The 19746-nt window shown below is 72.2% G+C and carries 19 protein-coding genes and 1 pseudogene; 10 read left to right on the top strand and 10 right to left on the bottom strand.

Annotated elements, in window-relative coordinates; genetic code table 11:
- Positions 1 to 78 precede the first annotated feature (78 nt).
- The gene (locus tag AB0D59_RS12055; protein WP_362563996.1) at positions 79 to 975 is read right to left on the bottom strand and encodes a helix-turn-helix transcriptional regulator; all 897 of its coding nucleotides are present in this window, start codon (positions 973 to 975) and stop codon (positions 79 to 81) included.
- Positions 976 to 1103: 128 nt separating this feature from the next.
- Between AB0D59_RS12055 and AB0D59_RS12050 the strand changes: the two genes are divergently transcribed.
- Entirely contained in the window at positions 1104 to 2027 is a 924-nt protein-coding gene (locus AB0D59_RS12050) for an SDR family NAD(P)-dependent oxidoreductase (protein WP_362563994.1), read from the top strand.
- 148 nt (positions 2028 to 2175) lie between these two features.
- A complete protein-coding gene (locus AB0D59_RS12045) occupies positions 2176 to 2967 on the top strand; it encodes a thioesterase family protein (RefSeq protein WP_362564177.1) in 792 nt (263 codons plus the stop codon).
- A gap of 1 nt (position 2968) precedes the next feature.
- Here AB0D59_RS12045 and AB0D59_RS12040 read toward each other — a convergent pair whose 3' ends face one another.
- Genes AB0D59_RS12040 through AB0D59_RS12030 form a run of 3 tightly spaced genes read right to left on the bottom strand, consistent with a single transcriptional unit; the run spans position 2969 to position 4816 of the window.
- Positions 2969 to 3682, bottom strand: a complete 714-nt coding sequence (locus AB0D59_RS12040) for a hypothetical protein (RefSeq protein WP_362563992.1) — start codon at positions 3680 to 3682, stop codon at positions 2969 to 2971.
- Positions 3669 to 4154, bottom strand: a complete 486-nt coding sequence (locus AB0D59_RS12035) for a DUF6114 domain-containing protein (RefSeq protein ID WP_362563991.1) — start codon at positions 4152 to 4154, stop codon at positions 3669 to 3671. The genes AB0D59_RS12040 and AB0D59_RS12035 overlap by 14 nt, the downstream gene beginning before the upstream one ends.
- 38 nt (positions 4155 to 4192) lie before the next feature.
- Positions 4193 to 4816: a DUF6230 family protein gene (locus AB0D59_RS12030; protein ID WP_362563989.1), complete on the bottom strand. Its 624-nt coding sequence runs from the start codon at positions 4814 to 4816 to the stop codon at positions 4193 to 4195.
- Positions 4817 to 5025: 209 nt separating this feature from the next.
- Between AB0D59_RS12030 and AB0D59_RS12025 the strand changes: the two are divergent.
- The 4 genes and pseudogenes from AB0D59_RS12025 to AB0D59_RS12010 form a co-directional block, all read left to right on the top strand.
- Positions 5026 to 5205, top strand: a pseudogene (locus AB0D59_RS12025) (helix-turn-helix transcriptional regulator); the annotation flags it as partial.
- A gap of 592 nt (positions 5206 to 5797) precedes the next feature.
- Complete coding sequence (locus tag AB0D59_RS12020) at positions 5798 to 7324, top strand: tetratricopeptide repeat protein (protein WP_362563987.1); 1527 nt, start codon at positions 5798 to 5800, stop codon at positions 7322 to 7324.
- Between the two features lie 124 nt (positions 7325 to 7448).
- Positions 7449 to 8144 carry an alpha/beta hydrolase gene (locus tag AB0D59_RS12015; RefSeq protein ID WP_362563985.1) on the top strand — a complete coding sequence of 232 codons (696 nt, stop codon included), beginning with the start codon at positions 7449 to 7451 and terminating at the stop codon, positions 8142 to 8144.
- Positions 8145 to 8243: 99 nt separating this feature from the next.
- The gene (locus AB0D59_RS12010) at positions 8244 to 9086 is read left to right on the top strand and encodes an alpha/beta hydrolase (RefSeq protein ID WP_362563983.1); all 843 of its coding nucleotides are present in this window, start codon (positions 8244 to 8246) and stop codon (positions 9084 to 9086) included.
- Between the two features lie 58 nt (positions 9087 to 9144).
- Here AB0D59_RS12010 and AB0D59_RS12005 read toward each other — a convergent pair whose 3' ends face one another.
- From AB0D59_RS12005 to AB0D59_RS11980, 6 genes are all read right to left on the bottom strand, one after another.
- The gene (locus AB0D59_RS12005; protein WP_362563982.1) at positions 9145 to 9810 is read right to left on the bottom strand and encodes a TMEM175 family protein; all 666 of its coding nucleotides are present in this window, start codon (positions 9808 to 9810) and stop codon (positions 9145 to 9147) included.
- A gap of 146 nt (positions 9811 to 9956) precedes the next feature.
- Positions 9957 to 11801: a M1 family aminopeptidase gene (locus AB0D59_RS12000; RefSeq protein ID WP_362563980.1), complete on the bottom strand. Its 1845-nt coding sequence runs from the start codon at positions 11799 to 11801 to the stop codon at positions 9957 to 9959.
- 160 nt (positions 11802 to 11961) lie between these two features.
- Positions 11962 to 12561: a hypothetical protein gene (locus tag AB0D59_RS11995; RefSeq protein WP_362563978.1), complete on the bottom strand. Its 600-nt coding sequence runs from the start codon at positions 12559 to 12561 to the stop codon at positions 11962 to 11964.
- The gene (locus AB0D59_RS11990) at positions 12558 to 14258 is read right to left on the bottom strand and encodes a PHP domain-containing protein (protein ID WP_362563977.1); all 1701 of its coding nucleotides are present in this window, start codon (positions 14256 to 14258) and stop codon (positions 12558 to 12560) included. The genes AB0D59_RS11995 and AB0D59_RS11990 overlap by 4 nt, the downstream gene beginning before the upstream one ends.
- Before the next feature lie 326 nt (positions 14259 to 14584).
- Entirely contained in the window at positions 14585 to 16777 is a 2193-nt protein-coding gene (gene katG / locus AB0D59_RS11985; protein ID WP_362563975.1) for a catalase/peroxidase HPI, read from the bottom strand.
- 36 nt (positions 16778 to 16813) lie between these two features.
- Complete coding sequence (locus tag AB0D59_RS11980; RefSeq protein ID WP_362563973.1) at positions 16814 to 17251, bottom strand: Fur family transcriptional regulator; 438 nt, start codon at positions 17249 to 17251, stop codon at positions 16814 to 16816.
- Positions 17252 to 17461: 210 nt separating this feature from the next.
- On the opposite strand from AB0D59_RS11980, the gene AB0D59_RS11975 reads away from it, so the two are divergent.
- The 4 genes from AB0D59_RS11975 (at position 17462) to AB0D59_RS11960 (ending at position 19469) form a co-directional block, all read left to right on the top strand.
- Entirely contained in the window at positions 17462 to 17836 is a 375-nt protein-coding gene (locus AB0D59_RS11975; RefSeq protein WP_362563971.1) for a sortase-dependent protein, read from the top strand.
- Positions 17833 to 18441 carry a class F sortase gene (locus tag AB0D59_RS11970; protein WP_362563970.1) on the top strand — a complete coding sequence of 203 codons (609 nt, stop codon included), beginning with the start codon at positions 17833 to 17835 and terminating at the stop codon, positions 18439 to 18441. The genes AB0D59_RS11975 and AB0D59_RS11970 overlap by 4 nt, the downstream gene beginning before the upstream one ends.
- A gap of 94 nt (positions 18442 to 18535) precedes the next feature.
- Positions 18536 to 19027 carry an RNA polymerase sigma factor gene (locus tag AB0D59_RS11965; RefSeq protein ID WP_362563968.1) on the top strand — a complete coding sequence of 164 codons (492 nt, stop codon included), beginning with the start codon at positions 18536 to 18538 and terminating at the stop codon, positions 19025 to 19027.
- Positions 19011 to 19469, top strand: a complete 459-nt coding sequence (locus tag AB0D59_RS11960) for a hypothetical protein (RefSeq protein WP_362563967.1) — start codon at positions 19011 to 19013, stop codon at positions 19467 to 19469. Before AB0D59_RS11965 ends, AB0D59_RS11960 begins: the two co-directional genes overlap by 17 nt.
- The last annotated feature ends 277 nt before the right edge of the window (positions 19470 to 19746 follow it).

The following is a 19746-nucleotide window of genomic DNA, read 5'->3' as shown; positions in this document are numbered from 1 at the left end:
GGCTGACCCTGCGCAGCGGCTCGCGTCGGCACCCGAGGACGGTCCGGGTGCCGGCGCGACGCGCGCCGAACGGTTCGGTCACCGTGCGGTGCGCGGGTCCGCGGCCGGTGCGCAGGGGTCCGCAGCACCGGTGCCGGGCCGGGCAGGAGCGTCCAGGGAGGCGAGCAGCCGCAGGCGGTCCTCGGAGTCACTGCCGGGGCGTGCGTGATAGGTGACCAGGGTCTGGCCGGCGCTGCCGGGGATCAGGAGCTTCTCGTAGTGCAGTTCGAGCGGGCCGACCTGGGGGTGACGCAGCAGGCTGGTTCCGGTCGACTTGTGCCGCACGTCGTGGCGGGCCCAGAGTCTGCGGAAGCGTTCGCTGCGCAGGGACAGCTCCCCGATGAGTTCGACCAGGCGTGGGTCGTCGACGTCGGCGCCCGCGGCCGAACGCAGATAGGGCACCACGCGGGCGGTCATGGCCTCCCAGTCCGTGTGCAGCTCACGCAGCTCCGGCAGCAGGAACGCGTCGAGGATCGTGTTGCGGCCCGGAGTGTAGGACGGTGAGAGGGCGAGGGCGAGCCGGTTCGCGGCGAGGACGTCCATGTACCTGCCGTGGACGTACGCCGGAGTCAGCGGCCAGGTGCCGATCAGTGTGCGGATGCCGTCGCCCGCCCTCTCGGGTCTGCGTGCGCGGCGGCCGCGGGTGGCCTGCGGGGCCGTGCCGAGTCCGATCAGGTAGGCGGTGGCCTCCTCGTCCAGCTGCAGCGCGCCGGCGATGCTGACCAGCACCTGTTCGGAAGGGTGGCGGTCGCGGCCTTGTTCCAGGCGCACGTAGTAGTCGGAGCTGACCCCGGCGAGGAAGGCGACCTCCTCACGGCGCAGCCCGGGCACGCGGCGCTTGCCGTCGTCCGGGATGCCCGCGTCGACGGGGCGGACGAGTTCCCTGCGGGCCCTCAGATAGCCGGCCAGGGCACCTGGATCACCGACTGCTGTCATATGCCCAGGGTAGGCAGGAGCCGCGCCGCCCGGGTGGCCCTGTCACTCCTAGTCCCGAGCCGTCCTGGTCCGTGCGCGGACGGCACCGCACAGTGGCAGGAGCCCGTCCGTCCTCGTGAGGAGCCTCTGTGTCCGAGCCTTTCCGCAGTCCGTTCGACCGTCACTCGACCGCCGCGCAGGTGATCGACGGCGTCGACCTGTCCGGCAGGCGTGCCGTCGTCACCGGCGCCGGATCCGGGATCGGGGTGGAGACCGCGCGGGCGCTGGCGGCCGCGGGCGCCGAGGTGACCCTCGCGGTGCGCCGGCCGGAGGCGGGCGAACAGGTCGCAGCCGGACTGCGCAAGGTCACCGGGAACGACGCGGTGCGCGTCGCCCACGTCGACATCGCCGACCTGGACTCCGTGACGGCGTTCACCTCCGCGTGGCGCGGGCCCCTGCACATCCTGGTGAACAACGCCGGGATCATGATGCTGCCCGGGCTCGAACGGGGCAGCCGCGGCCATGAGCAGCAGTTCGCCACCAACTACCTGGGCCATTTCGCTCTGACCCTGGGTCTGCACGACGCGCTCGCCGAGGCCGGCGGCGCCCGTGTCGTGACCGTGTCCTCCAGCGGCCACCTGTTCTCCCCCGTCGTCTTCGACGATCTCGACTACCGCTTCCGCCCCTACGACGCGCTCGGCGCCTACGGGCAGTCCAAGACCGCCGGGGTGCTCCTGGCCGTGGAAGCGGACCGCCGCTGGGCGGGCGAGGGCATCAGGGCCAACGCCCTGCACCCCGGGGCGATCGCCACCAACCTCCAGCGGCACACCGGCGGTCTGAAGACCCCCGAGCCGTACCGCAAGACGGTCGAACAGGGCGCCGCCACCTCGGTGTTCCTCGCCGCGTCCCCGCTGGTCCAGGACGTGGGCGGACGCTACTTCGAGGACGTCGACGAGTCCCCGCGCGTCGCCGGGCGCCCAACCGAACTCGGCGTGCCCGGCGTCGCCCCCTACGCCCTGGACCCCTCGAACGCCGAGCGGCTGTGGGAACTGGCCCACGCCATCCTCCGCTGACCGCACGGCAGCCGGAACGGGACCGTGAAGCCGTGCCGCCCGCACAGTGATTGCACTGTGCACTTTCTCACGCGACGGGACGCGCGGATGCCGGTAGCGTCGAGGGGGTTCACCCCGTAAGGAGAAGCGTCCGTTGTCCCTCCCGACCGTGTCCCAGGGCAGTTACTTCGAGGCCGTCGACGACCGCCGCTACAAGCCGACGCCGCACGCGGGCGGGGCCTGGGCCCCCGACGAGCAGCACTTCAGTCCGCTGTCGGGGCTGGTCGTGCACGCCCTCGACCGGTACCGGGCCGCGCGCCCCGACAACGGTCTGCTGCTGTCCCGGATCAGCTACGACATCCTCGGCCGTCTCGCCCTGGACGAGTGCGAGATCGAGGTGGAGACCGTCCGTCCCGGGCGGACCATCGAGCTTCTCGAAGCGGTCGTACGGATCTCCGGCCGCTCGGTCCTGCGGGCCCGTGCCTGGTATCTGGCCGACTCCGACACCACCGCGGTCGCCGACGGTCCCGACGCCCGTCTCGTCCCGCCGGACTCCCTCACCCCGTGGCCGGCCGGCGAGCTCTGGCCCGGCGGCTACATCGACTCCGTGGAGATCCGCCCGGTCGAACCGCGGCGCCCGGGCCGTACGGCCGCCTGGATCTCCTCGCCCCTGGAGCTGGTCGCCGGTGTCCCGGTCAGCCCGCTCGCCTCGTATCTCACCCTGGTCGACACCGCCAACGGCATCGCCGTCCGGCAGCCGCCCACCGAGTGGATGTTCCCGAACGTCGACCTGACCATCCACCTCCACCGCCAGCCCCGGGGCATCTGGACGGGGCTGGACACCAAGGTCACCTTCGGCCCGACCGGACAGGGTCTCACCAGCACGGTCCTGCACGACGTGGACGGCCCGGTCGGACACGCGTCGCAGATCCTCACGGTCCGGCCGCTGCCGGGGGCGTAGGTCACCTGGCCGCGGCTCGCAACTGCGGTCCCTTGATGGACAGTCGGCCGCCGAACTGCACGGCCTGCGCCACGGTCGCCGAGACGAGGGTGATCGTGCGGGTACGGGCGACCGGGTGTGAGAGCCAGCGGGGTACGGCCCCGGGGGTGACGGTGACGGTACGGTGCGCCGGGAGCCGGCCGCCGCCGAGGCCCGTGACCCTGCCGGACAGCTTGCGGACGTAGAGGGTGACCACGCCGTGGGCGCCCTTGCCCTTGATCGTCGAGGTCGTCGCCGGTCTGGCCCGAAGGCGCAGCGCCGCGCGGCCCCGGCCGGCGGTCAGGTCCAGGTCGACGGCGTCCAGTGACCGCACGGTGAACCTCAGCGCCCGGACGGTCCCCGTCGCCGTGTGCACCGTGACCGTCCCGTGGAACCTGGCGCCGCGCAGCACGAGCCGGTCGGCACGCAGCACCCAGGAGCCCTGGGCGGCGCGGGGCGGGTGCGCGCCGAGGCGTGGCGCGTCGGCGGGCGCCGCGGAGAGGCCCCCGCCCGGGTACAGGGGCCCCGGGTGCAGGGACCCCGGGTGCAGGGACAGGGACAGGCAGGCCACGGCCGCCGCGCAGGCGAGCGGCCGGGACGCACGGGCGAGGACGGAACCGGTCGTACTCGTACGGCGCGGGCGACCGCGCCCGGCGGTGCGGGCGCTCCGGCCGGTGCGGTCGTCAGCAGTCGGCACTTCGGTCCTCCGGTGCCACAACCGCCTTGGTCCCGCTGCCGCTCGGCGGTGTCGGCGGTTCCCCGGCCGTGGGCGGCAGCCAGGCGCAGGCCAGGGAGCCGCCGATCAGGCCGGAGGCGACACCGAGGAAGAGGCCGCCGAAGTTCGCGACGGGAAAGGAGATGACGGCGAGCAGGAGGGTGGCGATCCCGGCGAAGACCCGCAGATGGGGACGGCAGCAGAGCGCGATGCCCAGCACCAGGAGGAGGGTTCCGATCACCAGCGACCCGGCGCCCGAGGTGGTCGACAGGGCGAGCGGGATGCCGCCCAGGTCCAGTTTCGCGAAGGGCCAGTAGAGGATGGGCAGCCCGGCGGTGAAGGTGAACAGGCCTGCCCAGAAGGGGCGTTCGCCGCGCCAGGTACGGAACCCGCGCCGGAACTCCGGTGCCGCGGCGAGCAGTTCGCCCGGCCTGGCGAAGGGGTTGGTGATCACGCGTCCTGTCCTGATCAGTGGTGTCGTGGTCCGCCGGGTCAGGGGCATGTGTGGTTGCCCGGTTGGATGCGCACCCGCAGACCCGGGACGTTGAAGGTGCCGGCGGACAGCGCGAGCGTGTTCACCCGTACGTCGGTGAGGGTGACCGAGGTGGACTGGAGGGCGATGCCGTCCGGATCGAAGAACCGGGAGTCCCGGTCTCCGGACCTCACCGGACCCTTGGAGATGGCTCCCTGCGCGACACCGATGTCGAGGCCGGTGAAGTTCGCGCCCGAGGCCGCCTCGGCCGTCGCGTCGAGGAACAGGTCCGACGCCTCCGCCAGCCGGTGGTCGCCGCTGGTGAGCCGCAGGGTCTGCGTGCCCAGCAGCGGAACGTCGACCGTGATGGCCTCGCACAGCCCGCCGATCGTGGCATGCCGGAAGCCGGTGACCACGACGGGGACGAGTTCGCGCTTCCTGGTCACGTCGATCATGCTGTAGAGGCTCACCCCACGGGCGGTCAGTGAATCGGCGGTGACCTGGAACTTCTGGCCGGAGATGAAGAACGACGCGGCGAGCACGCCCTGCGCCATGCCGATACCGACGGTGGCGCACGCGGCGACGGAGGGCACCAGGACCACCGCGAAGAGCCGCCAGCGGGTTCTCCCGGTGCGGTCCGACATCCCGTCTCCTTCAGTCGTGAGGTGCAGTCCCGCCCCTATCGGACAAGGCGAGAGATGTCCTTTTTTGCCCGGTGACGGATCCTAGGCTTCCGGGTCGGACGACCGGCTGCACGCCAGGCCCGCCGTACGAGTGATGCAAGTTCTGGTGGGCCCTTCGGGCGACGGGAGGAGGGCTCCGTGAGGCCCGCGTAGGCTTACGGGCGTTCGAAGTGGGTCAAGTGCCCATATCGCCGAGAAGGAGCAGCCCGATCGACGAGCGTCCGACCTTCGCGCAGTTGCTGCGGCGCCATCGCCGCGCGGCCCGTCTGACCCTGGAGCAACTGGCCGACATGTCGGGGGTCAGTGCCCGGACCCTGTCGGACATCGAGCGCGGCCGGAGCAAGGGGCCCCAGCAGCGGACCGTCACCGCCGTCGCGGACGCGCTCTCCCTGGCCTACGACGCCCGGCAGCAACTCCTGCACCTCGCGCGGGACGCACGGCTGCGGGATCACTGGACCCGTCCGACCGGGTTGTGCGAACTCCCCCGGTCCGTCGACGACTTCACCGGCCGGGCCGCCGAACTGGCCTGGGTGGACGGTCTCGTGCAGAGCGACCTCGCGCCCGGCATCGCCGTGGTGGGGCTCGTCACCGGCTCGGCCGGGCTCGGCAAGACCACCTTCGCCGTCCGCGCCGCCCACGCCGTGCGGCCGGGCTTTCCCGACGGGGTGCTCTTCCTCGACCTGTTCGGCATGTCCCAGCGGCCGCTGGCCGTCGACGACGCCCTGGCGCTGCTGCTGGGAGCGCTCGGTGTCGCGGAGCAGCAGTTGCCGGCCGACGCCCACGCGCGTGCCTCCCTGTACCGCTCGCTGCTGCGGGACCGGCGGGTCCTCGTCGTCCTCGACAACGCCGCGTCCGAGGAGCAGGTGCGCCCGCTGCTGCCGGGCGGGGGGCGCGGCCCGGGCGCTGGTCACCAGCCGGCGGCTGCTGTCCGGCCTGGAGGGCGTGCGCAGGCTCGTCCTGGGCCCGCTGCAGATGCCGGAGGCCACCGAACTGCTGACCGGCATTCTCGGCGCACGGTCCGCCACGGACGGGGAGTCGGCGCTCACCCGGCTCGCGCAGCTGTGCGGCGGGCTGCCGCTGGCACTGCGGATCATCGGCAACCGGCTGGTGAGCCGGCCCGGCTGGAGCGCCGACGAACTCGCCCACCGGCTGGCCGACGAGGAGCGCCGCCTCGACCAGTTCAGGGCCGGCGACCTCAAGATCGCCAACGCGTTCGGGATGTCGTACGAGCAACTCGCCCCCACCGCGCGGCGGATCTTCCGCAGGCTCGCCGTCGTGCCCGGGCGGGACTTCGACGCCGCCCTCGCCGCGGTGGTCGGCGGGACCTCGGCCGAGGACGCCTGGGACGCGCTCGACGACCTCGTCGACCTGGGCCTGTTGCAGGACACCGCCGCGGGCCGGTACCGCTTCCACGATCTGGTCAGGCTCTTCGCCCGTGACCGGTTGCAGCAGGAGGAGACCGCCACCGAGAGCGAGGCGCTCACCGAGCGGACCACGTCCTGGCTGCTGCGCACCGCCACGACGGCGGGTGCCTGGTTCGGGCCCGTGCACGGCCGCCCGGACAAGGAGGGCACCGGCCTGGCCTTGCCCGCGTCCCCGGAGGAGGCCGACGGGTGGCTGCGTGCCAACGCGGACAACTGGCTGGGCGCGTTGCGGCTCGCGGCTGCCGACGGCCGGCATGCCGTGGTGCTGGACTGCGCCGAGGCGATGGAGTGGTACTCCGACCGGTGGCTGCACGGTCCGCACTGGAACGAGGTCTTCACCCTCGGCGCGCGGGCCGCCGCCGCCCTCGGTGACCGGGCGCGGCACGCGGCCCAGCTGAACCACGTGGCCTGGGTGCACGGGGTCCAGACCCGGGACGCGGAGGCCGTCCTGCGGTACACGGCCGAGGCGATGGACCTGGCCACCCTCAGCGGCGCGACGGCGCAGGTCGCGTGGGCGCACTGCTACGCCGTACCGGGGTACCGGCTGCTCGGGCGGCTCGACGAGGCCGCCGCGTCGGCGTCCCGGGCGGCGGAGATGTTCAAGGGGCTCGGTGACGCCGACGCCTACTGTTCGAGCCTGATCAACCTCGGGCTCTGCCTGCGGGATCTGGGGCGCTACGAGGAGGCGCTGGAGAGTCTGCGTGAGGTGGTCGCCCTGGCGAGCGACGAGGGCTCGGGGATGACCCCGGGCACCGCGGAGTTCATCCGGCGGCACACGCTGGTCCCGCTCGGCAAGTGCCTGGCGCTGCTGGGCCGTCGGGGCGAGGCCATCGCGGCGCTGGTCGAGGCCACCGCTCCCGGGGAGCGGTTCGATCCCAGCCACTGGTATGCCGACGGTCTGGAGAACCTCGCGGCGCTGCTGGCCGAGGAGGGCCGGACCGGCGAGAGCAGGCGGGCCTACACGGTCGCGGCCAGGATGTTCGAGGCGCTCGGCGACGCCGCGGCGCACACCCGCTGTGCGGCGCGGGCGGCCGCCATGCCGTGATCCACCGGACGGTGTGAAGTGCCGTGGTTCTGCGTGCTGTTCTGCGTGGTCCACCCGGGCCCGCGCGACTTGACTGGGGCGCATCGGACAGGCGTGGGGCCTGTCCCTCCAGGTCAGGGGCATCATGACGACCATCAGGAACATCGTGCTCGTACACGGTGGCTTCGTGGACGGATCGGGCTGGCAGGGCGTGCACGAGCAGCTGACCGCCGACGGCTACCGGGTCGCGATCGTCCAGAATCCGACGCTGTCGCTCGCGGGTGACGTGGCCGCCACCCATCAGGTCCTCGACGACCTCGACGGTCCCGCCGTCCTGGTCGGGCACTCCTACGGCGGTGCCGTCATCACCGAGGCGGGCCACCACCCCGGTGTCGCCGCGCTCGTCTACATCGCCGCGTTCGCCCCCGACAAGGGCGAGTCAGTCAACATGCTGGTCTCCGACCCGGCGCCCGGCGCACCGGTGCCGCCGATCCTGCCGCCCCGGGACGGGTTCCTGTTCCTGGACCGGGAGAAGTTCGCGGCCTCCTTCGCCGCCGACGTGCCCGAGGCGCAGGCGGCGTTCATGGCAGACGCGCAGGTGCCGTGGGGCCTGGACGCGGCCGGCGGGGCGGTCACCGAACCGGCCTGGCGGGTCAGGCCGTCCTGGTACCTGGTCGCCACCGACGACCGGATGATCCCGCCACCCGTGCAGCACACCATGGCCGAACGCGCCGGGGCGACGGTCACCGAGACCCCGGGCAGCCACGCCGTCTACGTCTCGCGCCCGGCCTCGGTGGCGGCCGTCATCGCCCAGGCCGCCGAGGGCACCGACAAGTCCTGACCTGCGCCGAGGGTTTCCGGGCAGCGTACGACCGCCTCGCCGGACGGCCCCTCGGCCCGGCGAGGCGCACTTCCCCGCACATCACACAGGAGCCACCTCATGCAGGACCGTCCCACGTTCTCGCGCCGCAGCGTGCTCGCCACCGGAGCGGCCGCAGCCGCGACGTCGGCCCTCCTCACCCCGTCCGTCGCCTCCGCCGCGACCACCGAGCGGAGCGCGTCCAGGGTCAAGCCGACCGTCGTGCTGGTGCACGGCGGCTTCGCCGACGCCTCCGGCTGGAACGGCGTCGTCGCCGAGCTCCAGCACGCCGGTTACGACTGCATCGCGCCCGCCAACCCGCTGCGCGGCCTGCCCACGGACGTGCCCTACCTGGCCAGTGTCCTCGCCTCGATCGAGGGTCCGATCGTCCTGGTCGCGCACTCCTACGGCGGCGCCGTCATGACCAACGCGGCGGCCGGCAACGACAACGTCAAGGCGCTGGTCTACATCGCCTCGTTCGCCCCAGCCGAGGGCGAGCAGCTCGGCGTCCTGCTCAACAAGTACCCGGGTTCGCTGATCGCGGACGCCAGCAGGGCGGTCCCCTTCACCAACGCCGACGGCTCCACCGGAACCGACCTCTACCTGACGGCGGACAAGTTCCGGGCGGCCTTCTGCGCCGACCTGCCCGTCGCCACCACGCGGCTGATGCAGGCGACCCAGCGGCCCTTCAGCGCCTCCTCGCTGACCGACGTCACCCAGGCCGCCGCCTGGCGCACCATCCCGTCCTTCGGCCTGGTGGCCGGCGAGGACAAGGCCATCCCGCCGGCGCTGGAGCGCTTCTTCTACGAGCGCGCGGGCGCCAAGAAGGTCATCGAGGTGCCGGGCGCGTCCCACGTGCCGATGATCAGCCACCCGAGGACCACCGCGCGCTTCGTCGAGACGGCCGTCAGGGCGACCTGCTGACCGTCCGCCGCCCCGTCGCCCCGGCCCGCATCCAGCGGGCCGGGGCTGCGCGCCGCCCTCAGCTCCCGGGCTCTTCCTCGGCCGGCACCCCGGCGGGGCTCTCCGCGGGCCTGCGGTGCACGGCGCGGACCGGGATCGACAGCAGCCACCAGTACTTGGCGAGGCCCGGTGACCAGAACGCCACCGGGATCGCCGTGGCGAAGACCAGCACGACCAGGAGGTTGCCGCGGACCACCTTCCGCAGCCGCCCGGGGTCCGTGTCCGGGGTGGCCAGCGAGGGTGCGGTCAGCAGCCGCAGGTACATCGCGCACAGGAGGCCGAGGGACAGGGCGATCGCGCCCGAGTAGCAGGCCGTCGCCGTGGTCGTCTCCCCGTACTGGCTGAGCAGCTTGGTCGGGAACGGCAGCGCTGCCACGACCGCGAGCAGGGCGAAGTACAGGTAGAGCAGCCGGCGGTCGACTTCGGCGATCAGCGTGAACAGGGCGTGCTGGGTCAGCCAGAGCACGCCGATGACGGCGAAGCTCAGCAGGTACGCGCCGATCGCGGGGAACAACTCCCGCACGGCGTGGGCGACTTCGGAGTTGTGCAGGCCCTCTGGGACATTGATGTCGAGGGCGAGCAGGGTGATGGCGATGGCGAACACGGCGTCGCCGAGCATCGCCAGCCGTTCCGGTGCCACGGAGACCTCGCGGCGACGGAGGGCAAGGGGGCGGGACTGGTTCATGGAGGCTGTACCACGGCATTCCTCGGCGTACGGGACGACGGAAGGATTACCACACCGCGGTGTACGCCAGGATCGGGAACGGCCCCGACGTGGGACGGCCTTGACCAACGGCCGTCCCACGCCCGGGCGTACGGGCCGGTCGTGCGTCAGCCGATGATGCGGTGGGTGGTCCAGAACGACGTCAGGTCGGTGGTCGTGGCCGCCTGTGCGGCGGCCTTGAACTCGGCCGTGGTCGAGACGCCGTACCAGTGCGAAGTGGCGTAGTCCTTCAGGAGTTTGGCCATCACCGTGTCACCCAGGGTGCGGCGCAGATCGTGCAGGGCGCACTTGCCGTAGCCGTAGACGACGGTGGAGTAGCGGGACGAGTGGGCGTCCCAGTAGGCCATCGAGTTGGTGATGTTCTCCGCGGACGAGGCCCAGGAGACGCTGTTCCAGCAGTTCGTGCCGGTGCTGCCCAGGGCCAGGTCGGTGGCGTAGTCGGTGAACGCCTCGTCCAGCCAGGGGCTGTTGTACTCGTCGTCGCCGACGATGCCGTAGAACCACTGGTGGCCGATCTCATGGGTGAGCGCCGTGGTGCTGACCAGGTCGAGGACGAAGCCGGGGTACTCCATGCCGCCGAACCAGAAGTTGTTGTCGATGACGGCGTCCAGCTCGCCGTACGGGTAGGCGCCGAAGCGGCCCGCGTGGGCGTCGACCGCGGTCTTGGCGGTGGTGAGCATGGACTGCGCGCTGGACGAACTGATGCCCGAGACCGAGTAGATGTTGATCGGGGTGCCCGCCGTCGAGGTACCCGAGATCTTGGTGAACGGGCCCGCCGCCCACGCGAAGTCGCGGACCTTGGACGCGGTGGCCGTGGTGACCGTGCGTCCGCTGGTGCCGGGGGTGTCGACCGAGGTGCCGGTGGCCGGGACCAGCAGGGTGGTCGGGTGGTCCAGGGTCACCTTGAAGTCGGCGGCCAGGGAGTAGAAGGACTCACCGTTGTTCGTGTACGGGTCCAGGTGCCAGCCCGAGCCGTCCTTGATGGCGAGGACCGGCAGCGCGTTGCCGATCATGCTGAACGCGCCGTCGTAGCCGAACCGGTCGGCGCCGCTCGGGACGGTGATCCCCAGGTCGAAGCCGATCGTGGTCGACTGGCCCTGGGCCAGCGGGGTCGGCAGCGCGATCTGGAGGGCCGTGCAGGCGACCGAGAGGGCGCCCGCGGTGCCGCCGGTGACGTTGGTGACCGTGATCGGCGGCGCGGAGCAGGTGCCGTGGTAGTTGTCCCACAGCCGCAGGTACACCTCGGTGAGCGGGGTGGCCGAGGCGTTGGTGAAGGTCGCGCTCTCGTGTCCGGTCCAGACGGTACCGGCGGTGTTGCTGCTGAGACTGACGGTGTACGACGGGGCGGCCGGCGTGCGCGTCGAGTCGGCCGGCGGGGCGGTGTCGCCGGAGGTGTTGAGGGCGATGTCGTCCAGGACGAAGCTCGTCTGGAGACTGGAGTCCTCGGTGCCGGTGAAGGCAAGGCTCACGGTCTGGCCGGCGAACGCCGACACGTCGAACGACTTCTGGACGTAGCCGGTGGCCTTGTTCAGGTTCGAGTACGTCGCCAGGGTCGTGCTGCCGATCTTCGCCGTGAGTTTGTCGTACGCGGTGGACGAGGTCGTCTCGGCGGTGTCGATGTGCAGCCAGAAGGTGAGGGTGGCGCTGCTGCACCCGGACGGGATCGTGACGCTCTGGGAGAGCGTGTCGGTGTGCGTGCTGCCGACGCCGTCGAGCCAGGCGAAGCTCGTGCCGCCGTGGGCGCTCTGCCCGGTGCGGCTGGTGATCACACTGGTCGAGGACTGGGTCCAGGACGAAGTGCCGCTCTCCAAGCCGCCGTTGGCGACCACCTGGGTCGGAGTGCAGGCCGCCTCCTCGGCGGCCGACGCCGTGCTGCCGGGGAGCAGGGCCGCGGCCAGCGCCGCGATGGCCAACGCACTGGTGACGAAGGCCTTGTGGGGGGTCGATCTCACACGAAACTCCTTTGCGGCGACCGGGATCCCGGTCTGCTCGGTGATCGCCTGTCCGGCTGGGGTGCGCCGGGGAGCGGCCACGGGTAACGCGTTACGAGTGGTGCGAGTCCGAAGCCTGACAGAGTTGACCAGGCCATGTCACTAAGGGATATCCCGCGCGTCAGAGATGGTCCGCGCAGCACGGGGTGGGGTTGGGGACCTCGAAGGGGGCCAGCAGGCCGCCTGCCGCCGGGACCAGGGGCAGGGTGAGGACACCGTCCCGCCACTCCGGGCGAACGTGGTCCTGCGTCAGGACCCCGGTGCCGGGCGGGATTTCGTCGGCCGGTGCGCCGAGTACCACGAGGCGTTCGATGGCGGTGCGGTCGAGTACGGCGCCCGCGGTGACCGTGCCGGTGAGGTGCCGCACGCCCGGGTAGACCACGGCCCGGCCGGAGGCGCGGGGTGCGGCGGCCGCCCGGCGGGCGGCGTCCACCACGTCGCCCGGGCCGTGGGTGCGGTCGGCCCAGGCGAGGCCGGTGCCCTCCGGAAGCGCTGTCAGCAGCTCCCGCCACACCGCGTCCGGGTCCGGGACGGCCAGCGAAACCGCCGTACCCCGGCGCTCGTCGGTGCGGTACAGGTGGGTGCAGGCGAACGCGCTCCCCGGGAGCGCCAGTCGGTCCAGCAGCTCATGGATCAGGTGGTCCGCCTCGCGCAGGGTCGCCGTACCGGCGTCCACCCCGATGACGGAGTGGACGGCGGCGACGTGGTGCGGGAACGTCATGCGGGCAGGACCCACATCGGGTTGGAGTAGAACCACAGGTCCTTCCACGGGTCGGCGTCGCCGAGGACGTCGATGGCCGGGCCCGCCGGGTCCACGGACGCACCGTGGATGCCGACCGCCGAACGGTTGCCGTCGGTGCCGCGCAGCCGGACGTAGACCGGCTTGTCGAGGCGGCCGAGGGAGTACGTCAGCCGGACCGCACCGGTGGCCTTGTTGACCTCGAAGGACTTCACGACCTTGGTGGCGGGCGTGGCGAAGGTGTCCTTGTCGCTCACCTTGCCGGTGACATCGCCCTGGATGACGTCGACGCGGGCCAGGGACGGCACGAACTGGGACCAGTTGGGGCCGTTGGCGAGGCTGATCTCGATGACCAGGTCGACCTTGCTGCCCTTGCGGACCTGGAGCACCCCGCCCAGGGTCACCTCGTGGGAGCCGGAGCGCAGCTGGGCGTTCAGGCCGCTGATCAGGCCTCCGTGGTCGACCCAGACCCGGCCGGCCCGGATGCCGTCCATGACGGCCTGGTAGGAGAAGGAGGCGGCGCCGACGTGGGTGCGGGAGTACTGGCCGGGCCAGAAGTCGGTGTCGGTGAGGCTGATGCCGCCGCCGTAGACCGGGGCGTTGTAACGGCCGTTGGCGTTGAAGTCGCTGTTCGGACCGCGGACGGCGGCGTCGGCGTACACGTTGTGGGAGTCGGAGTTGGCGGTGATCCACCAGGGCCTGCCCTCGGCGAGCAGGCTGTCCCACAGGCCGCCGACGGTGGCGGTCATCCAGTCGAAGCCGCCCCAGGTGCGGTAACTCTCCAGCGGGTAGCCGGCGAAGGAGTCGGCGCTCGGGCTGCCGTCGTAGATGCCACGCGCGCCGCCGGGGCCGTTCGGCTTGGGCAGGCCGCCGGCCTGGTGGCCGGGGGCGCCCTCCATGCCGACGGCGATCGACGGCTGGGCGTCGCGCCAGGCGCGGATCTCGTGCGGGGAGTCGATGCCCTTGCGCGCCGGGTGGTTGGCGAGGAACAGGGCGTCCCTGACCTTGCGGCGCTGCACCTGCTCGGCGAGGAAGTCGAGGCCGGAGATGGCCAGCGCCTCGTTCGCGGGGGTGCTCGCGGAGGCGCCCTTCACCGAGCCGTCGAAGGAGTTCTCGAACTCCTTGAGTACGGCCACCTCGTTCCTGCCGGGGTGCACGAAGACCGTGCCGTGCTCGGCGGCCGGGATGTTCCACTCCAGGCCCTGGAAGACCAGGGTGTCGTCGATCTCGTCACGGGCCGCGACGATGTCCGGGTTGACCTTCTCGACACCGATCTTGGCGTGCGCCTCGCTGCCGTGGTCGGTGATGACCATCCAGTCCAGGCCGTTCGCGTTGCCCTGCCGGACGTGGTCGACGACCCGGTACTTGGCGTCCGAGCTGTACTGGGTGTGGATGTGGTGGTCACCGGCCAGCCACAGGTAGCCGCCGGAGCGGCCGCCCTGGGAGTGGGAGGAGGAGACCGAGGCGGCGGCCTGACCCGCGCCGGCGAGGACGCTGCCGGCCGCGAGACCCGCGCCGAGCAGACCGGTGCGGCGCAGCATCGAGCGGCGGGAGAGCTGACCGGGCGTCAGCTCCTCGTCGGGGACCGCCAGATCGAGAGCGGGCGGCAGCGACGAGGCGTCGGCGTCCGTGTGGTGATGGTGGTGATGACCGTGGTCGTGGCTGTGACCGTGGCTCATGCGCGAACTCCCGCGGGCGGTCGGTACGGGGGGTGACTCCGGGACGTGCAGAGTCTGCGAAGGTCGCGTGAACAACGGGAGTCGAGGTCATGGTGAGGTAAAGAACCGCTGATGTGCAGCACACTACGGGGAGTTGGAACGTAAAGCCGCGCACGCGGACGGTAAAGCCGACCGCGTCGGCCGTACGGCCGCGCACGCGTGGACCGTGCGGCCGCACACGCGTGGACCGTGCGGCCGCACACGCGTGGACCGTGCGGCCGCGCACGAAGACGCCCGGGCCGGCCGATGTGGCCGGCCCGGGCGTCGGGCACCGGGCTTCGCCGGGATCAGACCAGGTCGAACCGGTCCGCGTTGGCGACCTTCGTCCAGGCGGCGACGAAGTCCTTCACGAACTTCTCCTTGGCGTCGTCGCTCGCGTAGACCTCGGCGACCGCGCGCAGCTCGGAGTTGGAGCCGAAGACCAGGTCGGCACGGGTGCCGGTCCACTTGACCGCGCCGGTGGCGAGGTCACGGCCCTCGAAGGTGGTCTGGTCCTCGGAGGTCGACTTCCACTCCGTGCCGTAGTCGAGCAGGTTGGCGAAGAAGTCGTTGGTCAGCACGCCCGGGGTCGCGGTGAGGACACCGTGCTTCGACCCACCCTGGTTGGCGCCGAGCACCCGCAGACCGCCGACCAGGACGGTCAGCTCGGGGGCGCTGAGGCCGAGCAGGTTGGCGCGGTCCAGGAGCAGGTACTCGGCCGGCAGGCGGTTGCCCTTGCCGAGGTAGTTGCGGAAGCCGTCGGCCTTCGGCTCCAGGGCCGCGAAGGACTCGGCGTCCGTGTGCTCGTCGGTCGCGTCGACCCGGCCCGCGGTGAAGGGCACCTCGATGTCGACGCCGGCGTCCTTGGCGGCCTTCTCCACCGCGGCGGCACCACCGAGGACGATCAGGTCGGCGAGGGAGACCTTCCTGGCACCGGAGTTGAACTCCTGCTGGACGCCCTCGAGGACGCGCAGCACCTGGGCCAGCTCGTCGGGGTCGTTCGCCTCCCAGCCGCGCTGCGGCTCCAGGCGGATCCGGGCGCCGTTGGCACCGCCGCGCTTGTCGCTGCCGCGGTACGTCGAGGCCGACGCCCAGGCGGTGGAGACCAGCTGCGAGACCGTCAGGCCCGAGTCGAGGAGCTTGGCCTTGAGAGCCGCCACGTCGGCGGCGTCGATGACCTCGCCCTCGGCCGCCGGCAGCGGGTCCTGCCACAGCAGGGTCTCCGCCGGGACCTCCGGGCCGAGGTACAGGGACTTCGGGCCCATGTCACGGTGGGTCAGCTTGTACCAGGCGCGGGCGAAGGCGTCCGCGAACTCCGCGGGGTTCTCGTGGAACCGGCGGGAGATGGGCTCGTAGATCGGGTCGAAGCGCAGCGACAGGTCGGTGGTGAGCATCGTGGGCAGACGCTTCTTCGACGGGTCGTGCGCGTCGGGGATGATCGCCTCGGCATCCTTGGCGACCCACTGCTTGGCGCCTGCCGGGGACTCGGTCAGCTCCCACTCGTAGCCGAAGAGGATGTCGAAGAAGTCGTTGCTCCACCGGGTGGGCTTGGTGGTCCAGGTGACCTCCAGGCCGCTGGTGATCGCGTCCCCGCCCTTGCCGGTGCCGTAGGTGCTCTTCCAGCCGAGGCCCTGCTGCTCGATCGGGGCGCCCTCGGGGTCGGCGCCCACGTTCTCCGCGGGGCCGGCGCCGTGGGTCTTGCCGAAGGTGTGGCCACCGGCGATGAGGGCGACGGTCTCCTCGTCGTTCATCGCCATGCGGCGGAAGGTCTCGCGGATGTCGCGAGCCGCGGCGATCGGGTCCGGGTTGCCGTTGGGGCCCTCCGGGTTGACGTAGATGAGGCCCATCTGGACGGCGCCGAGCGGGCTCTCCAGGTCACGGTCGCCGGTGTAACGCTGGTCGTCCAGCCAGACCTTCTCGGGACCCCAGTAGACGTCCTCCTCCGGCTCCCAGACGTCCTCGCGGCCGCCGCCGAAGCCGAAGGTCTCGAAGCCCATCGACTCCAGGGCCACGTTGCCGGTGAGGATCATGAGGTCGGCCCAGGAGATGGCCTGGCCGTACTTCTTCTTGACCGGCCACAGCAGGCGGCGGGCCTTGTCCAGGTTGCCGTTGTCCGGCCAGCTGTTGAGCGGGGCGAAGCGCTGCTGGCCGGCGCCGGCGCCGCCGCGGCCGTCGGAGATGCGGTAGGTGCCCGCGCTGTGCCAGGCCATCCGGATCATCAGCGGGCCGTAGTTGCCGAAGTCGGCCGGCCACCAGTCCTGCGACGTGGTGAGCACCTCCGCGATGTCCCGTTTCACGGCCGCGAGATCAAGGCCCTGGAACGCCTCGGCGTAGTCGAAACCCTCGTCGAGCGGGTTCGCGACGGCGGGGTTCTTGGCAAGGATCTTCAGGTTGAGGCCCTCGGGCCACCACTGGCGGTTGCCGCCGCCCTGGGTGGGGTGCGGGGCACGGTCGTGCGCGACCGGGCACTTGCCCGCGGCGTTCTCCTGGGTCTCCGACATGGGGGAAATCCTTCCGGAAGGGGCGGATCAACGTACTCAGGAATTACTGACGGTGGAGCAGTCGGGGCACAGGCCCCAGTAGATGACCTCGGCCTCGTCGATGGCGAAGCCGTGGTCGTCCGAGGCGGTCAGGCAGGGGGCGTCGCCGACCGCGCAGTCGACGTCGGCGACGGCACCGCACGACCGGCACAGGACGTGGTGGTGGTTGTCACCGACGCGCCCCTCGAACCGGGCCGGGCTGCCGGCCGGTTCGATACGGCGCACGAGTCCTGCCGTGGTGAGCGCGTGCAGCGCGTCGTACACGGCCTGAAGCGATATGTGGCCCACGCGCTGGCGGACGCCCGAGGCGACCCCTTCGACGTCGAGATGGTCGCCGTTGCGAACGGTCTCCAGCAGCGCGACGCGGGCGGCCGTCACCCGCAGGCCGGCACCACGCAGCTCGTCGGCGGTGGTCGGGGGCTGGGATGCGGTCATGGCGCCAACCTATCCTCATAAACACGAGTGATTCAAGAAAACAAACCGTTCAAGTTTGGTGCGGAGGCGGACAACCCCCACCTCTCGGCCACCATCCTTCGCGGGCTTTGCCATCTCTTTACAACCCGTCCCGGCGCCGGGTCGTCTCTCCGCTCGATCCGTTACTCAGCCCGCCCTGACCACCGCGGGCCGACGAAAGAGAGCGTCTCCATGCGCCGAACTGTCCTGAGCGCCACGGCACTCGCCTGCACCGCCGTCCTGGCCGGCACCGTGCCCGCGTTCGCCGCCGGCACCAGCCCCAGCCCGGTGCCCACCGTGGCACCGTCCGCCGCCGCCTCCGCGGAACCCTCCGCCGTCCCCTCCCAGGCGCGGTCCGCCGAGCCCACCCGGGCCTCGACCCCCGCACCGACCCGGGACAGCGGCCAGGTCGCGGCCGTGCCCCAGGGCGCGCCCGACACCGGGGTGGCGGAGCCGTCCTCGGACTCCGAGACCGAGAGCGCCCTGATCGGCGGCGGCACGGCGGCGGCGCTCGCCGCGGGCGCCGTGGTGTTCGCCGTGCGTCGCCGCCGGGCGACCGGGGCATGACCTCGCTCTCCAGGCGCGCCTTCGTCACCGCCGCGACGGCCTCGCTGCTGGCGGGCTGTGCGGGCCAGGCGGCCCACTCGACGGCCACCACCGTCCGCCGCGAGCAGCCGCCGGCGCCCTCGTCGTCCGCCACGCCGACCGCGCTCGGGCGTTCCGCGCCGGTCCGGCTGCGCATCCCGGCGATCGGCGTCGACACCCCGCTGCTGCGGCTGGGTCTGGCGGCCGACGGCACGGTGCAGGTACCGCCGATCACCGCGCACGACCGGGCCGGCTGGTACCGCCACTCCCCCACCCCGGGGCAGGTCGGCCCGTCGGTGATCCTCGGCCATGTCACGGTCGGCGCCTACGGTGACGGCGTCTTCCGCCGCCTCGCGGAGCTGCACCGGGGCGAGCAGGCCGTGGCACGTCTGGAGAACGGCCGGTCGGCGGTGTTCACCGTCGACGAGGTGCGTACGGTCGCCAAAACCGAGTTCCCGACCGAGGACGTGTACGGGGACGTGGACCGCCCGGAGCTGCGGCTGATCACCTGCGGCGGCCCGCGCGGCGGCGACGGCTACCTCGACAACGTGATCGTCTTCGCCACGCTGACCGGCACGACAGCCTGACCCGGCGGACAGGGATGCGGGACCGGTGGAACGTACCGAACCGGTTCCGCATCCTCCTCATCGTCCCCGACGAGTCCTTCGACCCTGGAGAACGTTGAAACGGTCCCGTGACAAGGCTGCGTCCGAGCTGTTCGCCGCCCTGTACCCGCGCCTGGCCGGCTGGTGCCGCCGTCTGGTCGACGACGACGAGACGGCGCACGAGATCGCCTCGGAGGCGTTCACCCGGCTGTGGGCCCGGTGGACGTCGGTGGAGGAGCCCCGCGGGTTCCTCTACGTCACCGCGGCCAATCTCGTCCGGGACCACTGGCGCAAGCTGGAGCGCGAGCGCCGGGCCGTGCGCCGCGTCGGCTCGGAGGCCGCGACCCGCCCGCACCCCGAGCAGGCGGATCCCTCGGTACGGCTGCTGGTGCAGTCGCTGCCGGAGCGACTGCGCGTCCCGATCCTGCTGCACTACTACGCTGACATGCCGATCCGGGAGGTGTCCGAGCTGACCGGGCGCAAGGAGGGAACCGTCAAGGCCGATCTGCACGCGGCCCGTGAACTGCTCCGCGGCCATCTGAGGAGAAGCCTTGACCACACGCTTTGACGAGGAGCCGGAGTTCGACGGCCCCGACGATCCCCTCACCGTCGTCATGCGGCCGCCGGCCGCCTATCTGGGCCCGCCGCCGGGCCGCTACGAGGAGATCCGGCGGGCCGCGGGCCGCCGCCGGCTGGTGCGCGCGGCGGCCGGGGCGGGGGTGACCTGTGCCGTCGCCCTCCTGGTCGCCCTGCCGCTGCGTCTGACGGCGCCCTCGGCGCCGGTGACCCCGCGGGTGCCCCTCGCGCCGCCGGCCGTCAGTCCCACCGCCCCGCACCGCCCTCCGGCGACCCAGGCACCCGCCAGCCCCACACCGAGCCCCAGCACCGCGCCCGGGCAGCGCCGCTCCACCCAGGTCCCCACCCGTGGAGCGTCGACGGCTCCCTCGGCGGTGCGGGTCGCGCCTTCCGAGGACCGGCGGAGCGCCGACGCCACGCCGTCCCCGTCATAACGTCAGAACGGCATAGGCGGCAGAGGCGGCGGAGGCGGCAGAGGCGGCAGAGGCGGCAGAGCGGCGTCAATATGACGAAGGGTGACATCACCCGTTCGTGCCCCCGTGTTTCGGCGCGCCGCCTGTACTGCGAACGCGCGGGCCAGGGCGTCAGGGCGGGGGGTACGGCGCCCCGTGAGGGCCGCGGTCCCTGTCCGCCGTCCGGGTAGGGTCGCACCCGCCCGTCCGGCCGCCGCGGCCCGTTTGGCCGAGGCCACTGCTCGGCGTTGGTGTGATG

The sequence above is a fragment of the Streptomyces sp. NPDC048417 genome (assembly GCF_040651615.1).
Taxonomy (GTDB): Bacteria; Actinomycetota; Actinomycetes; order Streptomycetales; family Streptomycetaceae; genus Streptomyces.
The sequence above is the reverse complement of the archived record's forward strand: the minus strand, read 5'-3'. Positions and strand labels throughout refer to the sequence as shown.